Consider the following 17,499-nt stretch of genomic DNA (forward strand, 5'->3'; position numbering starts at 1 on the left):
ATAGCCTACGTATCACTGAAATAAAATATAAAATTAATACGCACAAAATGTATAGTTTTATCAACTAGCAGAAACGCGAAAACGTAGAATACGTGCTTGCTTAGGGTTATATAGGGAATGCGATCACGCTACAAATTCTTCTGACAGTGGAATAGGGAATGGGCTTGTACAATTCCTAATTTTGCCCGTTTTCAAGCATAATTTTTTTTGTTCCATTGGTGTGAGTTTTTAAATATCCAATATTATTTCTCAAACAATCCTAAAGAACAAATGATTTGAGGTTCTCGTTTCTCAATTTCTTCGCTGACAATACACAAGCGATCATCCATCCGCAAAGCAACTACTAATTCTGCTAATTGCTGACTACTAATACCACTTCTTAATTGCCGATTTAAAGTATCGAGCGCAGACTGCCTTAATGGATAACGATAAATATCATCAATCGCTTTTAATAGTTCGTCAGTTACAAATAAAGTACCTTTCATCTCCTGTGTATAACTTTTCAATCGTTCGTAACTACGGAATCTCGCACCCGATGGTCTACCCAATTGACCACCCATATTTTTTTCTTCCTCAGCCAGTAATTCCGCACCTTTTTTAACTAAATTGTGATGCTGCTTATCTTTAGCTATTGCTAATGTATATTCATCACAAGATGCCATTTTTAACACAGCTATTTGGGATTGGGTAACACTATTGCCATTGCGATCAACATAAATTAAAGAATCATTTCCTTCAGTGGTTTTCATATACATTAATACTCCCTCTGGTTGCACTATTTGAGGTATATGTTCACGAGTAGAATAAACCACATTGGGCATCTCTTCAATGGTTTTTTTTAGCCCAGGATTATTATCAGTTGCTTTTTTCCAAATTTGAAATGCTTCCGATGTTAAGTCAACTTCTGTATCCTCATCTCCATCTAAAATACCCGATTTTTCATTATATAAATCCAAAATTACTTGTGCATCATCATCCTCAAAAAATGCCTCATCAGTTCCCACAACTTCGGCATTTTCTTGTAATCTTTGCTTGAGTCTTCCCCGCAAATTAATAATCCGTTCCACACCTTCAGCAGGAAGAAAAGAATAACAGAGAATTTCTTGAGCATTTTGTCCAATTCGATCAACGCGTCCAGCCCTTTGAATTAATCGAATAATTGCCCAAGGTAAATCCCAATTGACGATAATTGCACAATCTTGTAAATTATGACCTTCACTTAAAATATCTGTAGCAATTAATATACGTAATTCATCTGTTGACGATACCCTATGTCGCTGATTATTACTCACAGGACTAAATCTTCCCGTCAGTTCCGTAGGATATTGCGATCGCCCTGTTACTCCTGCTATCTTGGTAATGTTTTTTGCCTGTAAGTTGTCTGTTATGTAGCGTACTGAATCTGCAAATTGTGTAAAAACTAACACCTTTTCATCAGCATGAGTTTTTGTTAATAGATTTATTAGTGCTTTCAATTTTTCATCTACTTGAGAATTCCATTTACCAATATTTTGTAATATATTAATTAGTGCTTTCGCATCGGCTAATAAATCTTTTTTTAGTTTTTTAATATCAAATAATGACGAACGTAACCACTTAAAACGACGTTGATATCGGGTAGTGTATTCCTGATAAATTGACTCTGCTTGTTGTCTAAAAAGTTTTTCTGTTGACCTCATTCCTGCTGGGGAGGTGAGAATTTCTTCTCCGCCTTTTTCTTTTTCTCCCTTCTCTGCTTGCGGAGAATAAGGTAAAGAGGTAAGGTCATCTTCTTCTATTTCTACATCAAATAAACTTGCTATAACCGAATCAGCATCCTCATCATTATTCCTCGGATCTAATAATTCTGCATCTTGAGTACCAATAGGGATATCAAGCTCGTTTTCTAAAGCATATAAATAAATAAAATTCCGTAAAATATGACGTTCAATTGATTGAATAAAAGCAGAACCACTACTTTCTAAGCGTTTAAATAAATTAGTGCGGGAAAAACCCATCAACCTCCGTCCCCCACGAAATAAGCCACTAATTTGGCGCTGTTCTGGATCTGTTGGTGGTTGTTTAGGTTTTGTAACTACATAATTGCCCAATCCATAACGGGGTAAATTTAATTGATTAATTACTTCAATTACTGCTTCTGAATAAAGACCCGAATAGGAGTCATTAGGAGTATCTAAAGTAAATTTAATAGTGCGTGGTAAACGATCGGGAAAATAAGAACGTCTACCATCGGAAAACTCTAAATATTTACGTATTACTTTTTGTTTATCCTGACTCAGTGAAGAAGAATCTGGGTCTGATTTGGCATAATTATCTTTAATAAACGAACGAGTCCGCCGCACCATATAGCGTTTCATCAATTCTCGCCAATCGTCGGAATGTTCGCTTTTTTCAAAAGCAGCAAGAGACTTAACAGAACATTGATACTTTCTAATAAATTGCAATTCGCCTAACGAAGCGCCACCCAATTCATTGATTAAAGCTTCCGGTCTAAAACCCAAATCTTGGTCTTCAGGAACAAATAATCTTAATTGAGAAGAAAGGTCAAGATAAGTTTTATTATATGGTGTTGCCGAAAGTAAAATACATTTGCTTTCATTGGCTGCAATATATTCGGCGATCGCCCGATATCTTTTACCCTCTCGATTACGTAAATTATGACTTTCATCTATTAATACAACCCGATAGCGACGTAATTCTGGTAATAAGTTTTGGACTTTACTAATGGGCATCACTTTAGCATAAAGCCGATAAGTATCCACATATTCTTGCCACATCGAAGTTAAGTTTTTTGGACAAATAATTAAGGTTTCCAAAAAGCAATCTTCTTGTAATATTTTTGCTAAAGCTGTTCCAACTAATGTTTTACCAAGCCCTACCACATCGCCGACAATTACACCACCACGGCGAGTTACATGACGCGCTGCTAGCTGTACGGCTGCTTTTTGAAAATCAAACAAATTGTTAAATTCACGGGGAATTCGGAATTCGGAAATTCCGGCGATCGCTTCATGTGATAAATGATAAGCAATCTTTAAGTAAATATGATACGGGGGAATTAACTCTTCCCTTGCCCAACTATTATCAATTATTTCTACAAGCTCTTTAGAAATATCGATACAGCCGTAATCTTTCCAACGGTCTTCAAACCACTTTTGCAGTTTATTCGTTGCATCATGGTCTAAAATATCAACATTTAATTCCCCTTGTTTTCTCAAACCCGCCAAAGTCAAATTACTACTACCTAAAAATCCAACTATCGGACTATTGGGGTCGTTACGATGAACCAGGTATAACTTAGCGTGGAGAGGATGCGCTAAAAATAATTTAATAACTAATTTCTTTGTTTTTAATTGACGGCTTAAGCGACGTAACCCCCTTTCATGATCATCTGTTGGCGCACCGATGGTAAGCTGTTGGCGAAACTCCGCGGCTATCTTTTTTTTGAGACGAATAATAGTGCTATTATCAAGCCTGCCCTCCCCAGTACCCAACGTAAATGCTGTATGCACTTCATCGCTGGGTAAACCCTGCATCCCTACCAACAACCGACAACAAGAAGTTTCTCCACCCACATACTGTTCGATTAAATCATCAAGCTTGCGCCAACCTCTGAGGTTAAAATAACCTACGCAAAAGTCAGCCCGGTAAGATACTTTAAGGGTATCCCGCAAAATTGGTAGCAGTTGCAAGTCGATGTTGTCAAATATGCGTGGCATGATTTCATACTCTGTCGGAAATTTTTAGTGGCTTAATGGTAATGTTTTATGAGTATAAGCTCTGGGAATTGTTTGTACCAATAGTTGAAATTCGCATTTGCTATTCATTCCACTTTATCAACGCCCCATCAACAATCACAATGCCCCACTGCGGATATTTCACCAGCAATTTCTTGATCACAATCTGCAAAGCAGGGTCATCATTCCAGCACTCTTGCAAAAAGTCAAACCCTGGATTCTGCCCCGAATTCGCCGCAGCTTTGAGTTTCTGCATCCGCTCTGGTCGCAGATTTGACCGTGCAACAATCGCCTCATGCGACCATTTTTCAGGATTTGGCACGGACGGCGCGGAACTTTCACCCTCATCAACTGCTTTGACTTCTTCACCCGAAACTGAATTTTCAGCCATCAACGAAGCGAGATTACCTGCTTCTTCTTGCCCCTGTGGTTGATCTGCGATCGCAGAATTTAAAGATTTTTCATTTTGAGCAACGGGCGCGGCGGAACAAGTGCCTTCATGATCTACTTTATCCTCATCACCAGAAACCAAGTTTTCAGCCAACAAAGAAGCAGAGGGACGACTCGGTTCTATTTTTTGATGTGCGATCGCTTCCTTGTCAGAAAATTCATTTTGTGCAACGGGCGCGGCGGAACAAGTGCCTTTATGACAGTCTCTCGGCTCAACACCACAATCTTGATTTTCAGCCAACAATGGAGCAGGTTGACTTGGTACAGCATCCACAAGCGTCAGCGATGTACAGTCCATTGCCGTAGGCAATTCTTCAAGTTCTGACGCGCTTTCGATACGTTGAGGCGACGCGCCCCTCAAGGGCGCGTCAGCCGTCTCCTCCTCACGCGAATTTTTGGCTTGCGTGTCAGAACCAACTACCATACCAACAACCTTAGTTGGTTGTTGGTAGGTAGTTAACGGGTAGTTAGAAACGTTGTTAGGTTTTTGAAACTCCTGCTGTGTAGGCTTTTTAGCCTCTGAAAATGTCAAATTTTGACGCTCAGGCATCATTTGATGATTTTGGGGCATCACCTGTTGATTCTCTGGGATGACGGCTTGACTCTCGGCTGTCACGGATTGATTGTCAAAATTCTCCCAGTAGTGCCTGTTAAAGTAACCATGCAAGTTTTTAACACGGTAACTGGTAACACCGGATCTACCAGATTGGGTTTTGCTCCTGACTTCCTCAAACTCAAACAGTCCAGCACCATTGATAACAGCACTGGCTTTTAAAAATGAGTTCCGGCTGAGGTTAGTGTCTAATTTATGAGCTGCCCCGCCGTACTGTTCTGCTGCAACGCAATCAAGCCACAACTGCTGCACACATGGGGGCTGTTGTCTAATCCAATTAACATCATCAATTGAAACTTTACAGTGCGGTCGAGTAGTGGCTTTCTCAGATGAGCGTCTGTCACGTTTGTTGCCACCGTCAATTATTTGTAGTGTTGCTGTAGTTGTCATCTTCTCCTCCAATTTTTTCCATTACAAATTGGTCAGCATGATTGAGTCATGCCGCGTTTAAGTTTTTTAGCTATTCTCAAGGCGAGTCTTTATCTACTGGTTCTCGTCTTGCCAGAATCGCAACTCATCTCGGAAATACCTATCAGTCTTTTTTGATTGCTCCTTCCAACAATCCCAGGCAACGATTACCTCATCTCCCAAATCCTGAATCACTTCACCTCTCTCGACATACAAAGTGCGGTAGGGGTCAGCATGAGAAACGATAGAGCCGATACCAATGGTGTCTGGTTGAGAGGATGCTTTCTGGAGAGCAGTAATTAAATCAGTCTCTTGGGTAGTTAATTCCGCCCAGTAGTCCTGTTTGATTACCTCATATTCTTGCACCACTGCCCAATAGTCCTGCCACGTACACCCAGGTTTTGACAGCACCCGCCGGATATCACTAATCGCCTGGGGTAGCATTTCCAGTTGTTCGGCTCGGTAAGCGATCGCAATTGGTGTCGGTTCACTTCCCAAGATTATCGCCGCAGCTTCGAGAGCTTGGGTATTATTCATAGCACTGGCAAGGTTTTTCAATGCCATACCCATGAGTCGTAAGCATTCTTGGGCGTTCTCCTTTGGTGGTTCTTGGGCTAGCGATCGCAGATCAATAGTTTTCTCCAAGGCAAGTTTTACCTGCTTGTTCAACGCTTTGGTAGCTTGCTGGGTCATGGTATTTCCCCATTCTTGAGAAGGGCGTTGTTCTACAGCGTGTTCCAATTCCTGAATACGTTGCTGGAGTTGTTGATTCTCAATCTCCAGTTTTCGTAACCCCTCCATCTCATCCAATCGCTGCTGTAACTGGATGTTTTGCTCTTTCTGTTGCTTGTACAGTTGTTGCAAGGATTGGATTTGCTCTTGTACCTGGGCTTCAGCTTTAGCCCCTGCTTCAGCTTGCAAACCAATTCTCAATTCTTGGGAAAGTTGCTCTAACTCCTGTTTATGGCGTTCTTCGAGTGCAGCGATCGCTTCAGAATATTCTTTTGGGTAAGTTCGCCCACTCGATTCGGACACAATTGCGTCATTTAAACCAGCCAAATCCGCATTGTTGATCAACAACCTCTCACCATCGCTGAAGGTAACAATCTGCTGATAGTTATTCGGAGCCGAAGCCTCGATCACTCCCGAATCCCCATAACGAGGATGTGAAAGGGAAGAAACAGCCACAGAATTACACAATTGCGTTTTGACTTTTTCTTGTTTTGTGCTACTGGTTCTAGTGGGTGACGTATTTTTTGGAACCACCTTCTGTACTGCAAGAGCAAAATCGGCGGCAGTGGGGAAGGGTTTTTCTTTGGCTGCGATCGCAACAGCTTCGTGTAACTTATCAGGAGTTTTAACCAGCCGGAGTAAGGGGCGAGTTTGAGAGGGTTTAGTAATCTTTTCCCTGAGTGACTCTGGCAGAGTATCAACTACTTTCTTAGCAGACAGCAAATCTCTGACCCGGCGATATCCCCCGTGTTTGGTCAACTCACTTTCGCAGTAAGCTTCAAAGCTCTTGTGTCCACCATCTTCGTAATAGCCTTTATCTCGCATCAGTCGAAGTTCATCGGATGCTTGCCACTCAAAACGGTCGATGGCGGTGAAGGTTTCCTGGATGCTGGTGTTGACAACACCATAATCTAAAAGCGATGTTGTTCCGGGGTTGTAGTCAATAACGGTATTATCCTCTGTGCATGGTGCAAGAAGATTTGATATTGTTTGATTAACCATAAACCTGAGCGTTTGTGGAACTACCCTCAGCGCCTGCCTCGAAAACAATCGCTGGGGGTTTGAATTTGTTAGCATAATTGCTTTGAGTCTAGCATTAGGCTAGCCACAAAAGCAACTGGGCTAGACAGATATCACCACCCTTTAAAAGCTTCGCCCCCTATTGTTCTATAGGAGGCGAGTTTGTTGCTAGATTTATGAGATTTTTGGCGCTGGCTAGCATGTGTTCTAGCTGACTCTTGAGTTGTTGATTTTCTGCGGCTAGCCCGCCCTTAATTTTCCCAGTTCTGCTTTAATCTCCGCTATCTCTTGTTGTTGTCTTTCTATAACTTGCCTGATATCAACAACATTAGTTTCACTCTCTTCTCTACCGAGTCTACCTCTAATGTAGCTTTCTATATCTTCAGTCATACTTGTTCCTTCTTTTTCTAGCAACTCCTTATACTCAACGTACAAGCTCTCATCAAGCCTTACATTCATCTGAGCGCCACGCTTCCTAGTAGAAAGCTTTCTTTCGTCTGCCATCTTTTCTTCTTTGAATTTAAACAACTATTTACACTATAAAGCACGGTCTAGCCAGTGGCTATAACTTCTACTAATGTCTAAAGCCTATGTAGATCAGTTAATTGGCTAGATTGTGTCTTGACAGTGGCTAGCCAAAATAGTATATTAGATTCATGAGATACAAACAAAAGACGATCACCCTGTCTGGAAAACTAGCGATCGCCCTTTGTGAAAACCTAACCCAAAACATGAGTCAGGAATATAATTATGACGCATTCAACCTATACACAGCAAGCACCCTCAAGCTTCAAGCTAAATCAAATACTAATTGCTGATGCCCCTTGCAGAGATGAGCAAGCCCTAGCCCAAGCAGAACTGTACAGCCACCTGGAAACCCAAGTCGAAGCTGTAACCCCAACCCAAGACCCCCTAACTGCTCGTGATCGTCGGATTATTGGCGAGATTATCGAAGTGGAACCCGAATCCGTCCGTACAATCTGGATCGAAGGCGGAATCACCGTATGGGTGCGGTTCGTAAACGGTAGCTGCTTGCCCTTTGACCGGGACTGGTTCGCAAAAAGAGTTGCAGAGGTTAAAGCGACCCTGCCAGAAACACCTCTAGAACGCAATGAACGTCTGAGCGATGAATTGGAAAAAGCTTGCATCAAATTCGATTTAACTTACGGACAGATTGACTGGCTTTCCTTCAGCACAACTCTATATCTGAATCGCCACCGTGTTGGCTTCGTCGGGTACAACAGAGCAAATCAATGGTACAGCCGACGTACTCAACTGGGCAGTAGCCACACATCTGACAGTATTGATGCTGCCATCGCATCACTCGGAGTCAGGCAAGCAGTAGCAGCGTAAATACCGAATCTAGAAAAGGCGATTGCAACCAAAACAAGTGCAATCGCTCGCTACTTCACCACGAAATGGCTTAATCATGGCACACGTCGTAACAACTACGCCCTCAGTTAAAACACCCGATTGGGACGAACACTGCGAAAAGATACTTCTGCCACCAACAGATGCAAATGCAGAAGTCATAGAAATTTCTGTTTACAAGCTGGTGTATTGCAATGGTGCTTGTCCCAAGTATTACCGCGTCTACAAAGCTGGCTCAATGCTCGGTTTGGTTTTTCAACATATAACCCATTGGTCAAACGAGGTGGATGAGATTCGTTATACCCAGCCATTGAATGCAGTAATCGCACTAGAAAATTTTCTCACAACTACAAGTATTGACAAGACTGTTGCAGCGTAAACCACAACTCAGGAGTCAGGAGCCAGAAGTCAGAATTCAGTATTTTCTGACTCCTGAATTCTCCCTAACTATTCACCAATTAGAACAATGCAACCAACAATAACAATTCCACACGGTTGGAAATACCCTCGTTTTACTTTAGGACAACGTACAGAGCAGGGAATTATCATCGGTATCAAGTATTACCTAAACGATAGTCTTTTAGCATACGAATATGGCGAAGGCTGGCGTTATGTAGTCATGCCTGACATCAATTCCATTGATGAAGGAAATCACTTAGAGAACGAGATTAAATTACTGACACCGCAAGAATTGAGAGCAGAGATTCAGGCTGAAATAGAAAAATGTCTACACCAACTTGAACTGCTTAAGTACGAATTAAAAGCAATTCCTAGAGGTGCAGCTAATGGTTAAACTGCCCAAAAACTGCTCTGACCTCACGGCTGCTAGCTTGCTACTTTTCTTGCGTCGCTATGGTGGTTCTGCTCCTTTACACAGCATTAATTTCTCACGAACAGTAATCCAATCATTACTCGATAGAGAACTAGTACGAGTGCAGAATACCAAACACGGTTTTTTGCTGACAATTACACAAGATTCTGACAAATTGCCGACGAACTAAGCCCATTAACTCATTCAAACAAACACAGCCATCACTTTGCACACATGGAAACTATCAAAATCAACAACAGCGTTTTTCTCATCCCACCTAGCCAACCTAAACTGCAAGCCAATTGCGCTAAAGAGTACGGTCAATTCCTTCTTGATTGCCCTCCAAAGCTGACGATTTTAGAAGCACAAGCGGGGGGATATCTTAAGGGAAGTAAGGCAGACTTTGCGATCGCTATTTCTCGCCCTGACCGTTTACTCACAATCAACGAGAACTTCACCAACGAACCATTTACCGAATTGTGGGTGATTCCGGTGACTGGTGGGTTAAAAGACCAGTTTAAAGGGCCAGCGTCCATGCTGCTTTCTTTCTTGATGCACAGACGCAGTAAAGACAGTTTCGCCGGACTGTACAACCACTTTGCTCATCGTGCTTTCCAACAATGGTGTGAGGAAGGGATGCCGGGAGATGCCAAAGAGTTTTGCTATGGTGCGATCGCATCTGTCCTCAAAAACTACATCTTCTGTGCCGAGTTTCAGAAGGTAGATGGAGCGTTGGGAACGTATTGGTTCATTCAATGGTCGTACCGTAACCCACAATCTGATTTTGAGCATGACGCACTCGAAGCCGCCGAGATGATTCGCTCTGGTGCAGAGTCAGGGGCAACACTGCAATGGGTGACTAACGAGACTTACGAACGCTGGGCATCAAACGCGATTGTTACCGCGCCTGCATTACCGGCTGTTTCGGAAGCAGAGGCAAGAGCATCTCTACAAGCTCAAAATCAGCAAGTATTACCACAAGGTAAGAAACGGTAATTAAGAATTATAAAGGCGATTCGCTCAAGAGTCGCCACTATATCAATTAGCAACAAAATCACTCCATGAAAATCGGTACTGTCTCAATTAGTTATTCTAGAAAGTTCAATTTAGGCAGCTATGAATCTCTTGAAGTAGGCTGCTCTTTCTGGGCACAAGTGGAAGATGAAGAAGATGCTTCGGGCGTAGTTCAATTCCTTTACCACCAAGCTAAAGCAGCAGTCAAAGTTGCTGCAATGCCAGTAATTAAAGCGTCGGAATTTCAAATCAGTAAAGCCAAATCTCAAAAGAAGGTGGCAACTGATTCGGGTGTTGGGGAATTTGAGGATTTATGAAACAACTAACAGGTTCTATGCCCATCGCTGCACTACCACCATCTACTGCGGCATCTTCTAAAAAACAACTACTTGAAACAATCGATTGGCTCCAAAGAGAAGGAGCGGCAACTGAAACTAATCTCAAGCTTTTGACTGCACTTGTTGAATCAATTCTATGGTCTGAAGAATCATACACCAGGTTTTTACAATGCGGGTTTGATGCTGCAATTGAGTTATTTGATATCAGTTCTCAAAACTGGGAGTTTACAGAAACAAACTCATCACCTCACAACCCCAGAAATTGGGACGAATACAAGCGGCTAGAAAAACACCAATAAATAATATTTGTTTAGCTTATTTAGTCATAAGAGGAATAAGAAATGAAGCGAAAATGGACTCCTGAAGAATTAGAAATACTCGTAGAAATGTCTGAGGCATATATACCCAAGCAGATAGCGTATAGGCTCAGAATCCGAGGCTATCACCGCACAACATTAGCTGTTCATAAAAAGCTGTACTCCTTGGGTTATTCTGCACGTCCCACTTTGGACAATTATAGTTGTAACCAAATTGCTCAAGCCCTTTCATTGAACTCTTCTACTGTTGCTAGATGGGTAAGACTAGGTTGGCTTAAAGCCATGCGACGTTCTGCTAGAAATTATTTAGTCAAGAGTCGGGACTTAAAACGGTTTTTCAAGAATCCTCCACAATCAATCAAAAAGCGGATTGCTGCAATAGATCCGCAAGTTGTTCGGTATTTAGTTGGGTAATCAACTTCGCAAATAGCATAACTAAGTAGTTACGGAGATTAGATAGATGCTGCTAGGCTTTAAAACTGAATTGAAATTAAATAACAAGCAGCTTACAGCATTTTTAAAGCATTGCGGAGTAGCAAGACACGCTTGGAATTGGGGGTTAGCTTTGACCAAGCAAATATTAGATCACAACAAAGCTAACCCGGCAGAGAAGATTAAGTTTCCTAGTTATTTTGATTTGTGTAAATGGTTAGTAGCATTAGTCAAGAAAGAAAATCCTTGGTATTATGAATGCTCTAAATCAACACCCCAACAATCACTAATGGCATTAAAAATTGCTTGGGATAGATGTTTCAAGAAAATCTCACTCCGTCCTAAATTCAAAAAGAAGGGTAAGCATGATAGTTTTACTTTAGAGGGAACATTCAATATTTTAGGTAATCACAAAATTCAAGTTCCTAAAATTGGAATTTTAAAAACCTATGAGCGATTACCTCAAGTTCAACCTAAGTCAGTTACAATTAGCAGACAAGCTGACAGGTGGTTTATTTCCTTCAGATTTGAAGTAGAACCGACTCCTACTCCTAAAGCTGTGGAGTTTGTAGGCGTAGACCTTGGTGTTAACCATTTAGCTATATTATCAACTGGTGAAGTATTTGAAGGCGCAAAAAGTTACAAGAAATATGAGCAAAAGTTGTCTCGTATGCAATGGCTGAATCGTCGCAAGCAAGTAGGCTCGAATAACTATAGAAAAGCTCAATTAAAAGTGGCTAGATTGCATCGTAAAATAGCCAACATTCGCAAAGATACATTGCACAAAATCACGACCTACATCAGTAAAAACCACGCTGTTATCGGGATTGAGGATTTAAACGTGCGTGGGATGTTGGCTAACGGCAAACTAGCTAAGGCGATTGCGGATATGAGCTTTTACGAGTTCCGTAAGCAGCTTGAGTATAAGGCTCAACTGTATGGCAGTGAGTTAGTAGTGGTAAATAGGTTTTATCCTAGTAGTAAAACCTGCTCTTGTTGTGGAACTAAGAAAGAATCACTCACACTCAAAGAGCGTATATTCAAATGCAGATGCGGTTTTGAATGTGACCGCGATTTGAATGCGTCAATTAATTTGGAAAAGGCGGCCAGATCGGTCGTGTCAGCCTGTGGACTGGGAAGCGCCGACGCTTTCAGGATGAAGCAGGAAGAAAGTGTTAGCAATTGTTAGCATTTTCGGATCGGATAATCATTCCTCGGTCAAAAGTAAGCGTTTTCCCAATGGCAATATCTCGCCACTCACTTTGAACAAAACGGCTCAACTCCTGCTTTACTTTCTCTGTTTCTAATAACTGCTGATGACCCAACAAGTCAGCTTTGATAAGCTTGTACATGAACAAGTCATCTTTAGTACTTTCGTCATCTAATTCCTCATCTGCATCTAAGTCATCATTTGTCCCTAAGTTTTTAACATCTGTTTCTTGATTGATAATATCTGATATTTTTAATCTATTTTGGCTCAATGACTCTTTACGCTTTTCATATCTTTCACAATAGTAAGCAGCAACAATTCTTGGGTCATCTTCAATAGAGGCTAATCTTTGAGCTTGTACCTCTAGTTCTTCGGCAAAATCTTTAATTCCTTGGGGGAAAGATGCCAGCAGTTGGGAGATAGACATCTGTCCTCGTTGAGATTGCCCTTTTTCGGCTAACCAAATATTTTGCTGATATAATCCTGGTTGAATTTGAGGTTTAGTAGGCCCTTTAGGTCTATCCTTGTCTGTTCCCTTAAAACTGCTCACAGGGAGAATTACGTCTATTTTTGGTTTGTTATTTGGATTTGCATATTTTATCCTATCCAGTCTGTATGGTCGGAGTGTTCCTTTCCCAAAACGGTATTTAGTAGTATCTTCTCCAACTCCATCCACCCAACCAAATCGATGCTGAATTACACGATAGCTTTTATCTGCTTGGGATTCTCTTAAGGTTACTTTGTCATAGATACGATTTCTTCAGTGAACAAGAAAAAAGGGAGTTTAACCCTGACGGTTCGCTTAGACCTGAATATGTAGAATACGCTCGTAAAATTGGCATCAGTGAAAGTGCGCTGGAACAGCTTGAGTGGCGCAAGAAAATCGAGGTTGATGATTACAACAAAGTGTCTGCTAAACACGCAGAACAGGGTATTAACTTTGGTGAAGAACGGATGAAAGAAAGGATTGAAGACAGCAGAACCTACGCTCAACGTCGGCAGCAGATGGAGCAAGACCTGCGGAACTTTGAGCCGGAAGAGAGCTTGCCTTTTGATAAAAACACTTCTTATTAAAGTAGGACAGGTTACGCTGTAAAAAAAGTTTTTATCTATCAAATGCAGTGATTTGAACTGAATATGTGAAAAAAAAGCGATCGCCTCACCTTGGTATGAAAGTAAATATTCAAAAACTGCCTTTTTACTCCGTTGACTTAAAAGATTTTAGAGATTGCTGATGGAGTATCATAGTTAGTAATCGCAGTGCAGTAAATAAATATACCGCCCTGTCATTGTGTTTATCTATGATGTTTTTTACTGTGTGGTGGGGTGTTTTTTGATAATTCTTTGCCAAGAGATAATTCCGACGAAGAATTATTAGATATTGGTGAAGTAGCTATTTTATATATGGCAAAACAGCAAGAAATAGCGACTATTGAGATTAAAGTAGCCTGACCAATTATTTGCCAGCAGTTGAAAGTCAGTTGAGGCTGAACTCGCTTAAAGAAAACAGACTCCAACTTCTGGTGAGTCGTACAATTTTTCAAGTACTCCAAAACTTGCAGACATTGAGAGATATCTTCGCCTTTATGTACTTTTTGGCACAGCAGAATTTCTAAGCGTTCAATGCGACGTTCTGGAGTAGATAAATTAATATCGTCCCAATCATCCCAAAGTTTAATTTCTTTTAGTTCGTTCATAACTTCATCCCTTTATCAAACTATTGATGCTGTTCCGAATGGCACGCTTGTTAAGCGTTCGTTAACCCTTGGTATTACTGGTTTTGGGGTGTAGGGAATTAGGAACAACTTGGTTTTGTCTAGCGCACTAAAATTCAATTTTTATTAACACTACACCCAACACCCTGCCCTGACGATATTTCACATGAGTCTTCATGCCATTCGATGCTGTTCCAAAGATAGGGAAAACTAAAACAGACAGTTTCTCTTTCCCCAAAACTTAATTATCTGCGCCGTTTAGGTTTACTCTTATTGCGCTCATACTCAGCAATAATATCCTTGGTCTGTTGTGGAAGAATCACACTTTTATTGTTAAATCGCATTTGATATACCAGATAACAGGGACTTTTGGGATCAGGACAGGAAAGATTTGTTGGCAGATTAATGATTGTTACTCCTGCAAAAGTCGCAGAAGCTAACATGGCAGAGCCAAAAAAGAAAATACCAGAGCGGCCAGAACCGACCCAACCACCGAGCCAAAAAACAAGTCCTTTGAACTGTTCAAAGCGTTTTTGACGAAGTTTTTGACGTTCTAGTTGTGCTTCGTTCCATGCCTGTATTTTTTCCAGCTTGTGGGCAGCTAATTTATTGGCTTTAGCATCAGAGGCTTTTTCGACTTGAATATCAATAGTGCGTTCTTTGGCTGCAATTTCTTGTTTTAATCGGTATTCGTTCCATTCTCTAATGCGTTGGGCGACAGCATCGGCGTGGGCGAAGAAGATGGTAAGGGTGTCGTCTCCCAAGTCACTCCAGATAACTGTAGCCTCTGCTGCTTTTTTTCGGCGATTCTCGCCATGATTCTTTCTTCTAATTGAGCGAAGAGGTTATTTTCAGAATCGCTCTGTTGTAATTTCAGTGCAACATTTTTAAGGTAAAGTGATTGAACTAACTCTGGGGCTTCTTCAGCCTGAGCAGCAGTAATTTTATCAATCAAGCTAGATAAATCTTCTCTTGCCGCTACAGCTTTTTCACTAACATTCTCAATCACTGCATCTAATTTTAATTGTTGAGAATTTTCGCTTTTACCTAGAGTTGTTAAGCTGGCTGCAACTTCTTCAAAGGATTTGTTTTGCTCTTTTATTGATTTGTAGGTTTCAAGAAAGCGTTCGCACTCATCTGGGCTATACTCATCTTGCTCAGATAGTCCGCAGACTTGGAGAATTAATAAAGCCTGAGAAAGTGCGATTTTATAGCCTCTTTCACGAGCAATAACTAGTAATTCAGTGATATCTAATGGTAATTGGGCTTTCTTCCCTTGTTTTTTCCCCCCATTTTTCGTTGACGACGAGGAATTGCCCTGAGTTTCTGACAGTGCATTGTCAACAACTGGAGATAATAGAGCCATTACTTCCTCGTCAGTTCCACCCTGCTCAATTAAAGTGCGACATTCACGAAACCTGTCTGCATCATTCTCGGTATATGACTCTTTTTCAGGTATCCCACTCAAGCGTAAAGTCCGGCTAATTTCGGATGGTGAGAGGTTGTTAAAAAGTTCTTGTGGTTGATACATAATCATGAATTCCTATTTAGATAAAGTTGAAAAAGGATTTAACCAGTCAACTTTTAACTGTCTTTCTTCTGTTGGGGGAATCTTAGATGGTTCTATTGGGGGAATATTGGATGGAAGGGAAAGTGATGAATGTCTTTCTTCTGTTGGGGGAATCTTAGATGGTTCTGTTGGGGGAATATTGGATGGAAGGGAAAGTGATGAAAGTGAATTTCTGTCTACTGCAATCATCGTGGCTGCCTGAGACGGGATTTCTCCCAGCAGTCCCATCAGATATGAAGAGTGAAGTTGAAGGCGGTAAAGACAAGCACGAATGTGTGGTTCTAAATCTACGGGTTGCTCTTGGGCTTGATAGGCTAAAGGAAGCCAATAGCTGCTAATAGCAATTATCACCATATCTTTCGCAGGATAAAGAGTATTTCTGGAGTTTAAATACTTAAACAGCATTGCTTCGGAGCTATCAGTCTTAACTCTACTTCGTAAGCGAAACTCAACATCTGAAAACATTGCTAATATTCCTTTAAAACGAGCAAATTACTAGGACGCACGATGGTTTGAAATAGCTGATGTAGCGTTTTGATAACGGAATAATCCGTATACATCCGTGAAACGTAAGCACAACGCATCTTTTTTTATCGGCAGGTTAAAAGCCAAGCGCACATCCTCTTCTAATTCTGCCGCCCATGAAATCTCGGTATAAGTAAATAAGTTTTTCAACTCAGCAACTAAATATTCCGATGTTCCCCCACCAATAATTACTTGCTGAATATCAACAGGAATATTCATACTCAGCCAAATAGATACTTTATTCCAGTATTCTTTCCGAGACAACTCCGCTACTTCAACAATTTGTGCTACTTCCTCAGCTTTAAACTCAGCATTCTTACTCCGAGCCAAGGTGTTAAAGTATCTCGGTTTTAACGCTGAACCTGATAGATGAACAGCCTTTAACAAATCATGTAAGTTCTGTCCTGATGTTCGGCTTTTGATTCTTTCCAGCATCCAGGCTAAACCCAAACCTTCTGTTTTTCCAGTTGATATACCCCGCTCAAAGATTACGGCTGATATATCCCGAAAACCCAGCATCACCACAGCAATGTTCACTTTATTAAAGTCTGTGCCGAGTTTTTTACTTCGCGTCAATACCAGTCCCCCACCCTCCGGCAAACACTGAAAGCTGATCAGATTTACACAAAATTGTTGACCTCGAAAGCTAAAGCTAGACAGTGCCTTGGTTAAACCCATCTCCAATCTTTCCCTGTCTTCCCACTCCCCATAAGGCAACAGCAGCCCCAACGATAAATCAAGGTTGGACTTCAATCCTTCTCTGATCGCTATTGCCCCCACTGCTGCCAAAGTTTTTGGAATCGCGTTCTCATACTTGAGTTCTAAAAAATTGATTCGCGCTTCAAAATACTTTTGGGCCAAAAACCCAACCGCATAATACTCTCCGTTGTACTCTATCCAAGCCTCATTCTCTGGATTCGGCCGATTAATTTGCCCAGACTCATATAAAGAGAGCGAGTCTCTAGAAATCTTAACTAACTCTGGCTCCATACACAGCAATTCTGGTTTAGAAGACATCTCCAAGGAAACACGATAAACCATCTTCGTCATTGAAGTTCCTGGATCAAGGCTCAACATTAAATCCACAAAAAATTTCCCCTATTTTTCACTCTTTATCAAGAATTATTCCTAAAAGGCTAAAGCGCATATACCGTAATGATTTCAGCTTTTGTAAATAAAAGTTATGAAACATTACAATTGCACTTTTATTTCACTGATTTGTGCATATTACGTAAA

General features: G+C 41.1%; 19 protein-coding genes and 1 pseudogene. 10 read left to right on the plus strand and 10 right to left on the minus strand.

Annotation, left to right across the window (positions count from 1 at the left end; translation table 11 throughout):
* Window positions 1–242: 242 nt before the first annotated feature.
* The 4 genes from ACFFRD_RS03620 to ACFFRD_RS03635 all read right to left on the minus strand — a co-directional run bounded on the left by ACFFRD_RS03620 (window position 243) and on the right by ACFFRD_RS03635 (window position 7,464).
* Window positions 243–3,719 (minus strand): helicase-related protein, encoded by a 3,477-nt coding sequence (locus ACFFRD_RS03620; RefSeq protein ID WP_392476727.1) that lies wholly within the window; start codon window positions 3,717–3,719, stop codon window positions 243–245.
* A gap of 100 nt (window positions 3,720–3,819) precedes the next feature.
* Window positions 3,820–5,190, minus strand: a complete 1,371-nt coding sequence (locus tag ACFFRD_RS03625; RefSeq protein WP_392476730.1) for a hypothetical protein — start codon at window positions 5,188–5,190, stop codon at window positions 3,820–3,822.
* Window positions 5,191–5,283: 93 nt separating this feature from the next.
* The gene (locus ACFFRD_RS03630) at window positions 5,284–6,942 is read right to left on the minus strand and encodes a hypothetical protein (RefSeq protein ID WP_392476732.1); all 1,659 of its coding nucleotides are present in this window, start codon (window positions 6,940–6,942) and stop codon (window positions 5,284–5,286) included.
* 258 nt (window positions 6,943–7,200) lie between these two features.
* On the minus strand, window positions 7,201–7,464 hold the full coding sequence (locus ACFFRD_RS03635) for a hypothetical protein (RefSeq protein ID WP_094345164.1): 264 nt from the start codon (window positions 7,462–7,464) through the stop codon (window positions 7,201–7,203).
* A gap of 246 nt (window positions 7,465–7,710) precedes the next feature.
* Here ACFFRD_RS03635 and ACFFRD_RS03640 point away from each other — a divergent pair, with 246 nt between their 5' ends.
* The 9 genes from ACFFRD_RS03640 (at window position 7,711) to ACFFRD_RS03680 (ending at window position 12,432) form a co-directional block, all read left to right on the plus strand.
* The gene (locus tag ACFFRD_RS03640; RefSeq protein WP_392476734.1) at window positions 7,711–8,313 is read left to right on the plus strand and encodes a hypothetical protein; all 603 of its coding nucleotides are present in this window, start codon (window positions 7,711–7,713) and stop codon (window positions 8,311–8,313) included.
* Between the two features lie 22 nt (window positions 8,314–8,335).
* The gene (locus tag ACFFRD_RS03645) at window positions 8,336–8,710 is read left to right on the plus strand and encodes a hypothetical protein (protein WP_392476736.1); all 375 of its coding nucleotides are present in this window, start codon (window positions 8,336–8,338) and stop codon (window positions 8,708–8,710) included.
* 87 nt (window positions 8,711–8,797) lie between these two features.
* Window positions 8,798–9,124, plus strand: coding sequence for a hypothetical protein (locus ACFFRD_RS03650; RefSeq protein ID WP_392476738.1), 327 nt, complete (start codon window positions 8,798–8,800; stop codon window positions 9,122–9,124).
* Window positions 9,117–9,332 (plus strand): hypothetical protein, encoded by a 216-nt coding sequence (locus ACFFRD_RS03655; RefSeq protein ID WP_392476740.1) that lies wholly within the window; start codon window positions 9,117–9,119, stop codon window positions 9,330–9,332. Before ACFFRD_RS03650 ends, ACFFRD_RS03655 begins: the two co-directional genes overlap by 8 nt.
* A 44-nt stretch (window positions 9,333–9,376) precedes the next feature.
* On the plus strand, window positions 9,377–10,138 hold the full coding sequence (locus ACFFRD_RS03660) for a hypothetical protein (protein ID WP_392476742.1): 762 nt from the start codon (window positions 9,377–9,379) through the stop codon (window positions 10,136–10,138).
* A gap of 65 nt (window positions 10,139–10,203) precedes the next feature.
* Complete coding sequence (locus ACFFRD_RS03665; RefSeq protein ID WP_392476744.1) at window positions 10,204–10,473, plus strand: hypothetical protein; 270 nt, start codon at window positions 10,204–10,206, stop codon at window positions 10,471–10,473.
* The gene (locus ACFFRD_RS03670; RefSeq protein ID WP_392476746.1) at window positions 10,470–10,793 is read left to right on the plus strand and encodes a hypothetical protein; all 324 of its coding nucleotides are present in this window, start codon (window positions 10,470–10,472) and stop codon (window positions 10,791–10,793) included. Before ACFFRD_RS03665 ends, ACFFRD_RS03670 begins: the two co-directional genes overlap by 4 nt.
* A gap of 42 nt (window positions 10,794–10,835) precedes the next feature.
* Window positions 10,836–11,225 carry a hypothetical protein gene (locus tag ACFFRD_RS03675; RefSeq protein WP_392476747.1) on the plus strand — a complete coding sequence of 130 codons (390 nt, stop codon included), beginning with the start codon at window positions 10,836–10,838 and terminating at the stop codon, window positions 11,223–11,225.
* Between the two features lie 46 nt (window positions 11,226–11,271).
* Complete coding sequence (locus ACFFRD_RS03680; protein WP_392476749.1) at window positions 11,272–12,432, plus strand: RNA-guided endonuclease InsQ/TnpB family protein; 1,161 nt, start codon at window positions 11,272–11,274, stop codon at window positions 12,430–12,432.
* Here the strand turns inward: ACFFRD_RS03680 and ACFFRD_RS03685 are convergent.
* Window positions 12,425–13,207: pseudogene (locus tag ACFFRD_RS03685) on the minus strand (hypothetical protein); the annotation flags it as partial. The gene ACFFRD_RS03680 and the pseudogene ACFFRD_RS03685 overlap by 8 nt on opposite strands.
* Window positions 13,208–13,359: 152 nt before the next feature.
* Between ACFFRD_RS03685 and ACFFRD_RS03690 the strand changes: the two are divergent.
* Window positions 13,360–13,527: a hypothetical protein gene (locus ACFFRD_RS03690; RefSeq protein WP_392476750.1), complete on the plus strand. Its 168-nt coding sequence runs from the start codon at window positions 13,360–13,362 to the stop codon at window positions 13,525–13,527.
* A gap of 221 nt (window positions 13,528–13,748) precedes the next feature.
* On the opposite strand, the gene ACFFRD_RS03695 is transcribed toward ACFFRD_RS03690, so the two are convergent.
* The 5 genes from ACFFRD_RS03695 to ACFFRD_RS03715 all read right to left on the minus strand — a co-directional run bounded on the left by ACFFRD_RS03695 (window position 13,749) and on the right by ACFFRD_RS03715 (window position 17,340).
* The gene (locus ACFFRD_RS03695; protein WP_012412939.1) at window positions 13,749–14,150 is read right to left on the minus strand and encodes a hypothetical protein; all 402 of its coding nucleotides are present in this window, start codon (window positions 14,148–14,150) and stop codon (window positions 13,749–13,751) included.
* Between the two features lie 263 nt (window positions 14,151–14,413).
* Window positions 14,414–14,932, minus strand: coding sequence for a hypothetical protein (locus ACFFRD_RS03700; RefSeq protein ID WP_190965091.1), 519 nt, complete (start codon window positions 14,930–14,932; stop codon window positions 14,414–14,416).
* Window positions 14,848–15,699, minus strand: coding sequence for a hypothetical protein (locus tag ACFFRD_RS03705; protein WP_392476753.1), 852 nt, complete (start codon window positions 15,697–15,699; stop codon window positions 14,848–14,850). The genes ACFFRD_RS03700 and ACFFRD_RS03705 overlap by 85 nt, the downstream gene beginning before the upstream one ends.
* A 12-nt stretch (window positions 15,700–15,711) precedes the next feature.
* Complete coding sequence (locus tag ACFFRD_RS03710) at window positions 15,712–16,203, minus strand: hypothetical protein (protein WP_392476754.1); 492 nt, start codon at window positions 16,201–16,203, stop codon at window positions 15,712–15,714.
* Between the two features lie 30 nt (window positions 16,204–16,233).
* Entirely contained in the window at window positions 16,234–17,340 is a 1,107-nt protein-coding gene (locus tag ACFFRD_RS03715; protein ID WP_375443153.1) for a ParM/StbA family protein, read from the minus strand.
* Window positions 17,341–17,499: the final 159 nt, after the last annotated feature.

Origin of the sequence: Nostoc sp. C110, assembly GCF_043099725.1 — a bacterium.
In the GTDB taxonomy this organism is placed as follows: domain Bacteria; phylum Cyanobacteriota; class Cyanobacteriia; order Cyanobacteriales; family Nostocaceae; genus Nostoc; species Nostoc muscorum_A.

Bases quoted from the DNA above. Each gene is read 5' to 3' on its own strand.
- ACFFRD_RS03620 (WP_392476727.1), bottom strand. From the start codon at position 3,719: ATGCCACGCATATTTGACAACATCGACTTGCAACTGCTACCAATTTTG.
- ACFFRD_RS03625 (WP_392476730.1), bottom strand. From the start codon at position 5,190: ATGACAACTACAGCAACACTACAAATAATTGACGGTGGCAACAAACGT.
- ACFFRD_RS03630 (WP_392476732.1), bottom strand. From the start codon at position 6,942: ATGGTTAATCAAACAATATCAAATCTTCTTGCACCATGCACAGAGGAT.
- ACFFRD_RS03635 (WP_094345164.1), bottom strand. From the start codon at position 7,464: ATGGCAGACGAAAGAAAGCTTTCTACTAGGAAGCGTGGCGCTCAGATG.
- ACFFRD_RS03640 (WP_392476734.1), top strand. From the start codon at position 7,711: ATGACGCATTCAACCTATACACAGCAAGCACCCTCAAGCTTCAAGCTA.
- ACFFRD_RS03650 (WP_392476738.1), top strand. From the start codon at position 8,798: ATGCAACCAACAATAACAATTCCACACGGTTGGAAATACCCTCGTTTT.
- ACFFRD_RS03655 (WP_392476740.1), top strand. From the start codon at position 9,117: ATGGTTAAACTGCCCAAAAACTGCTCTGACCTCACGGCTGCTAGCTTG.
- ACFFRD_RS03660 (WP_392476742.1), top strand. From the start codon at position 9,377: ATGGAAACTATCAAAATCAACAACAGCGTTTTTCTCATCCCACCTAGC.
- ACFFRD_RS03665 (WP_392476744.1), top strand. From the start codon at position 10,204: ATGAAAATCGGTACTGTCTCAATTAGTTATTCTAGAAAGTTCAATTTA.
- ACFFRD_RS03670 (WP_392476746.1), top strand. From the start codon at position 10,470: ATGAAACAACTAACAGGTTCTATGCCCATCGCTGCACTACCACCATCT.
- ACFFRD_RS03675 (WP_392476747.1), top strand. From the start codon at position 10,836: ATGAAGCGAAAATGGACTCCTGAAGAATTAGAAATACTCGTAGAAATG.
- ACFFRD_RS03680 (WP_392476749.1), top strand. From the start codon at position 11,272: ATGCTGCTAGGCTTTAAAACTGAATTGAAATTAAATAACAAGCAGCTT.
- ACFFRD_RS03695 (WP_012412939.1), bottom strand. From the start codon at position 14,150: ATGAACGAACTAAAAGAAATTAAACTTTGGGATGATTGGGACGATATT.
- ACFFRD_RS03705 (WP_392476753.1), bottom strand. From the start codon at position 15,699: ATGTATCAACCACAAGAACTTTTTAACAACCTCTCACCATCCGAAATT.
- ACFFRD_RS03710 (WP_392476754.1), bottom strand. From the start codon at position 16,203: ATGTTTTCAGATGTTGAGTTTCGCTTACGAAGTAGAGTTAAGACTGAT.
- ACFFRD_RS03715 (WP_375443153.1), bottom strand. From the start codon at position 17,340: ATGTTGAGCCTTGATCCAGGAACTTCAATGACGAAGATGGTTTATCGT.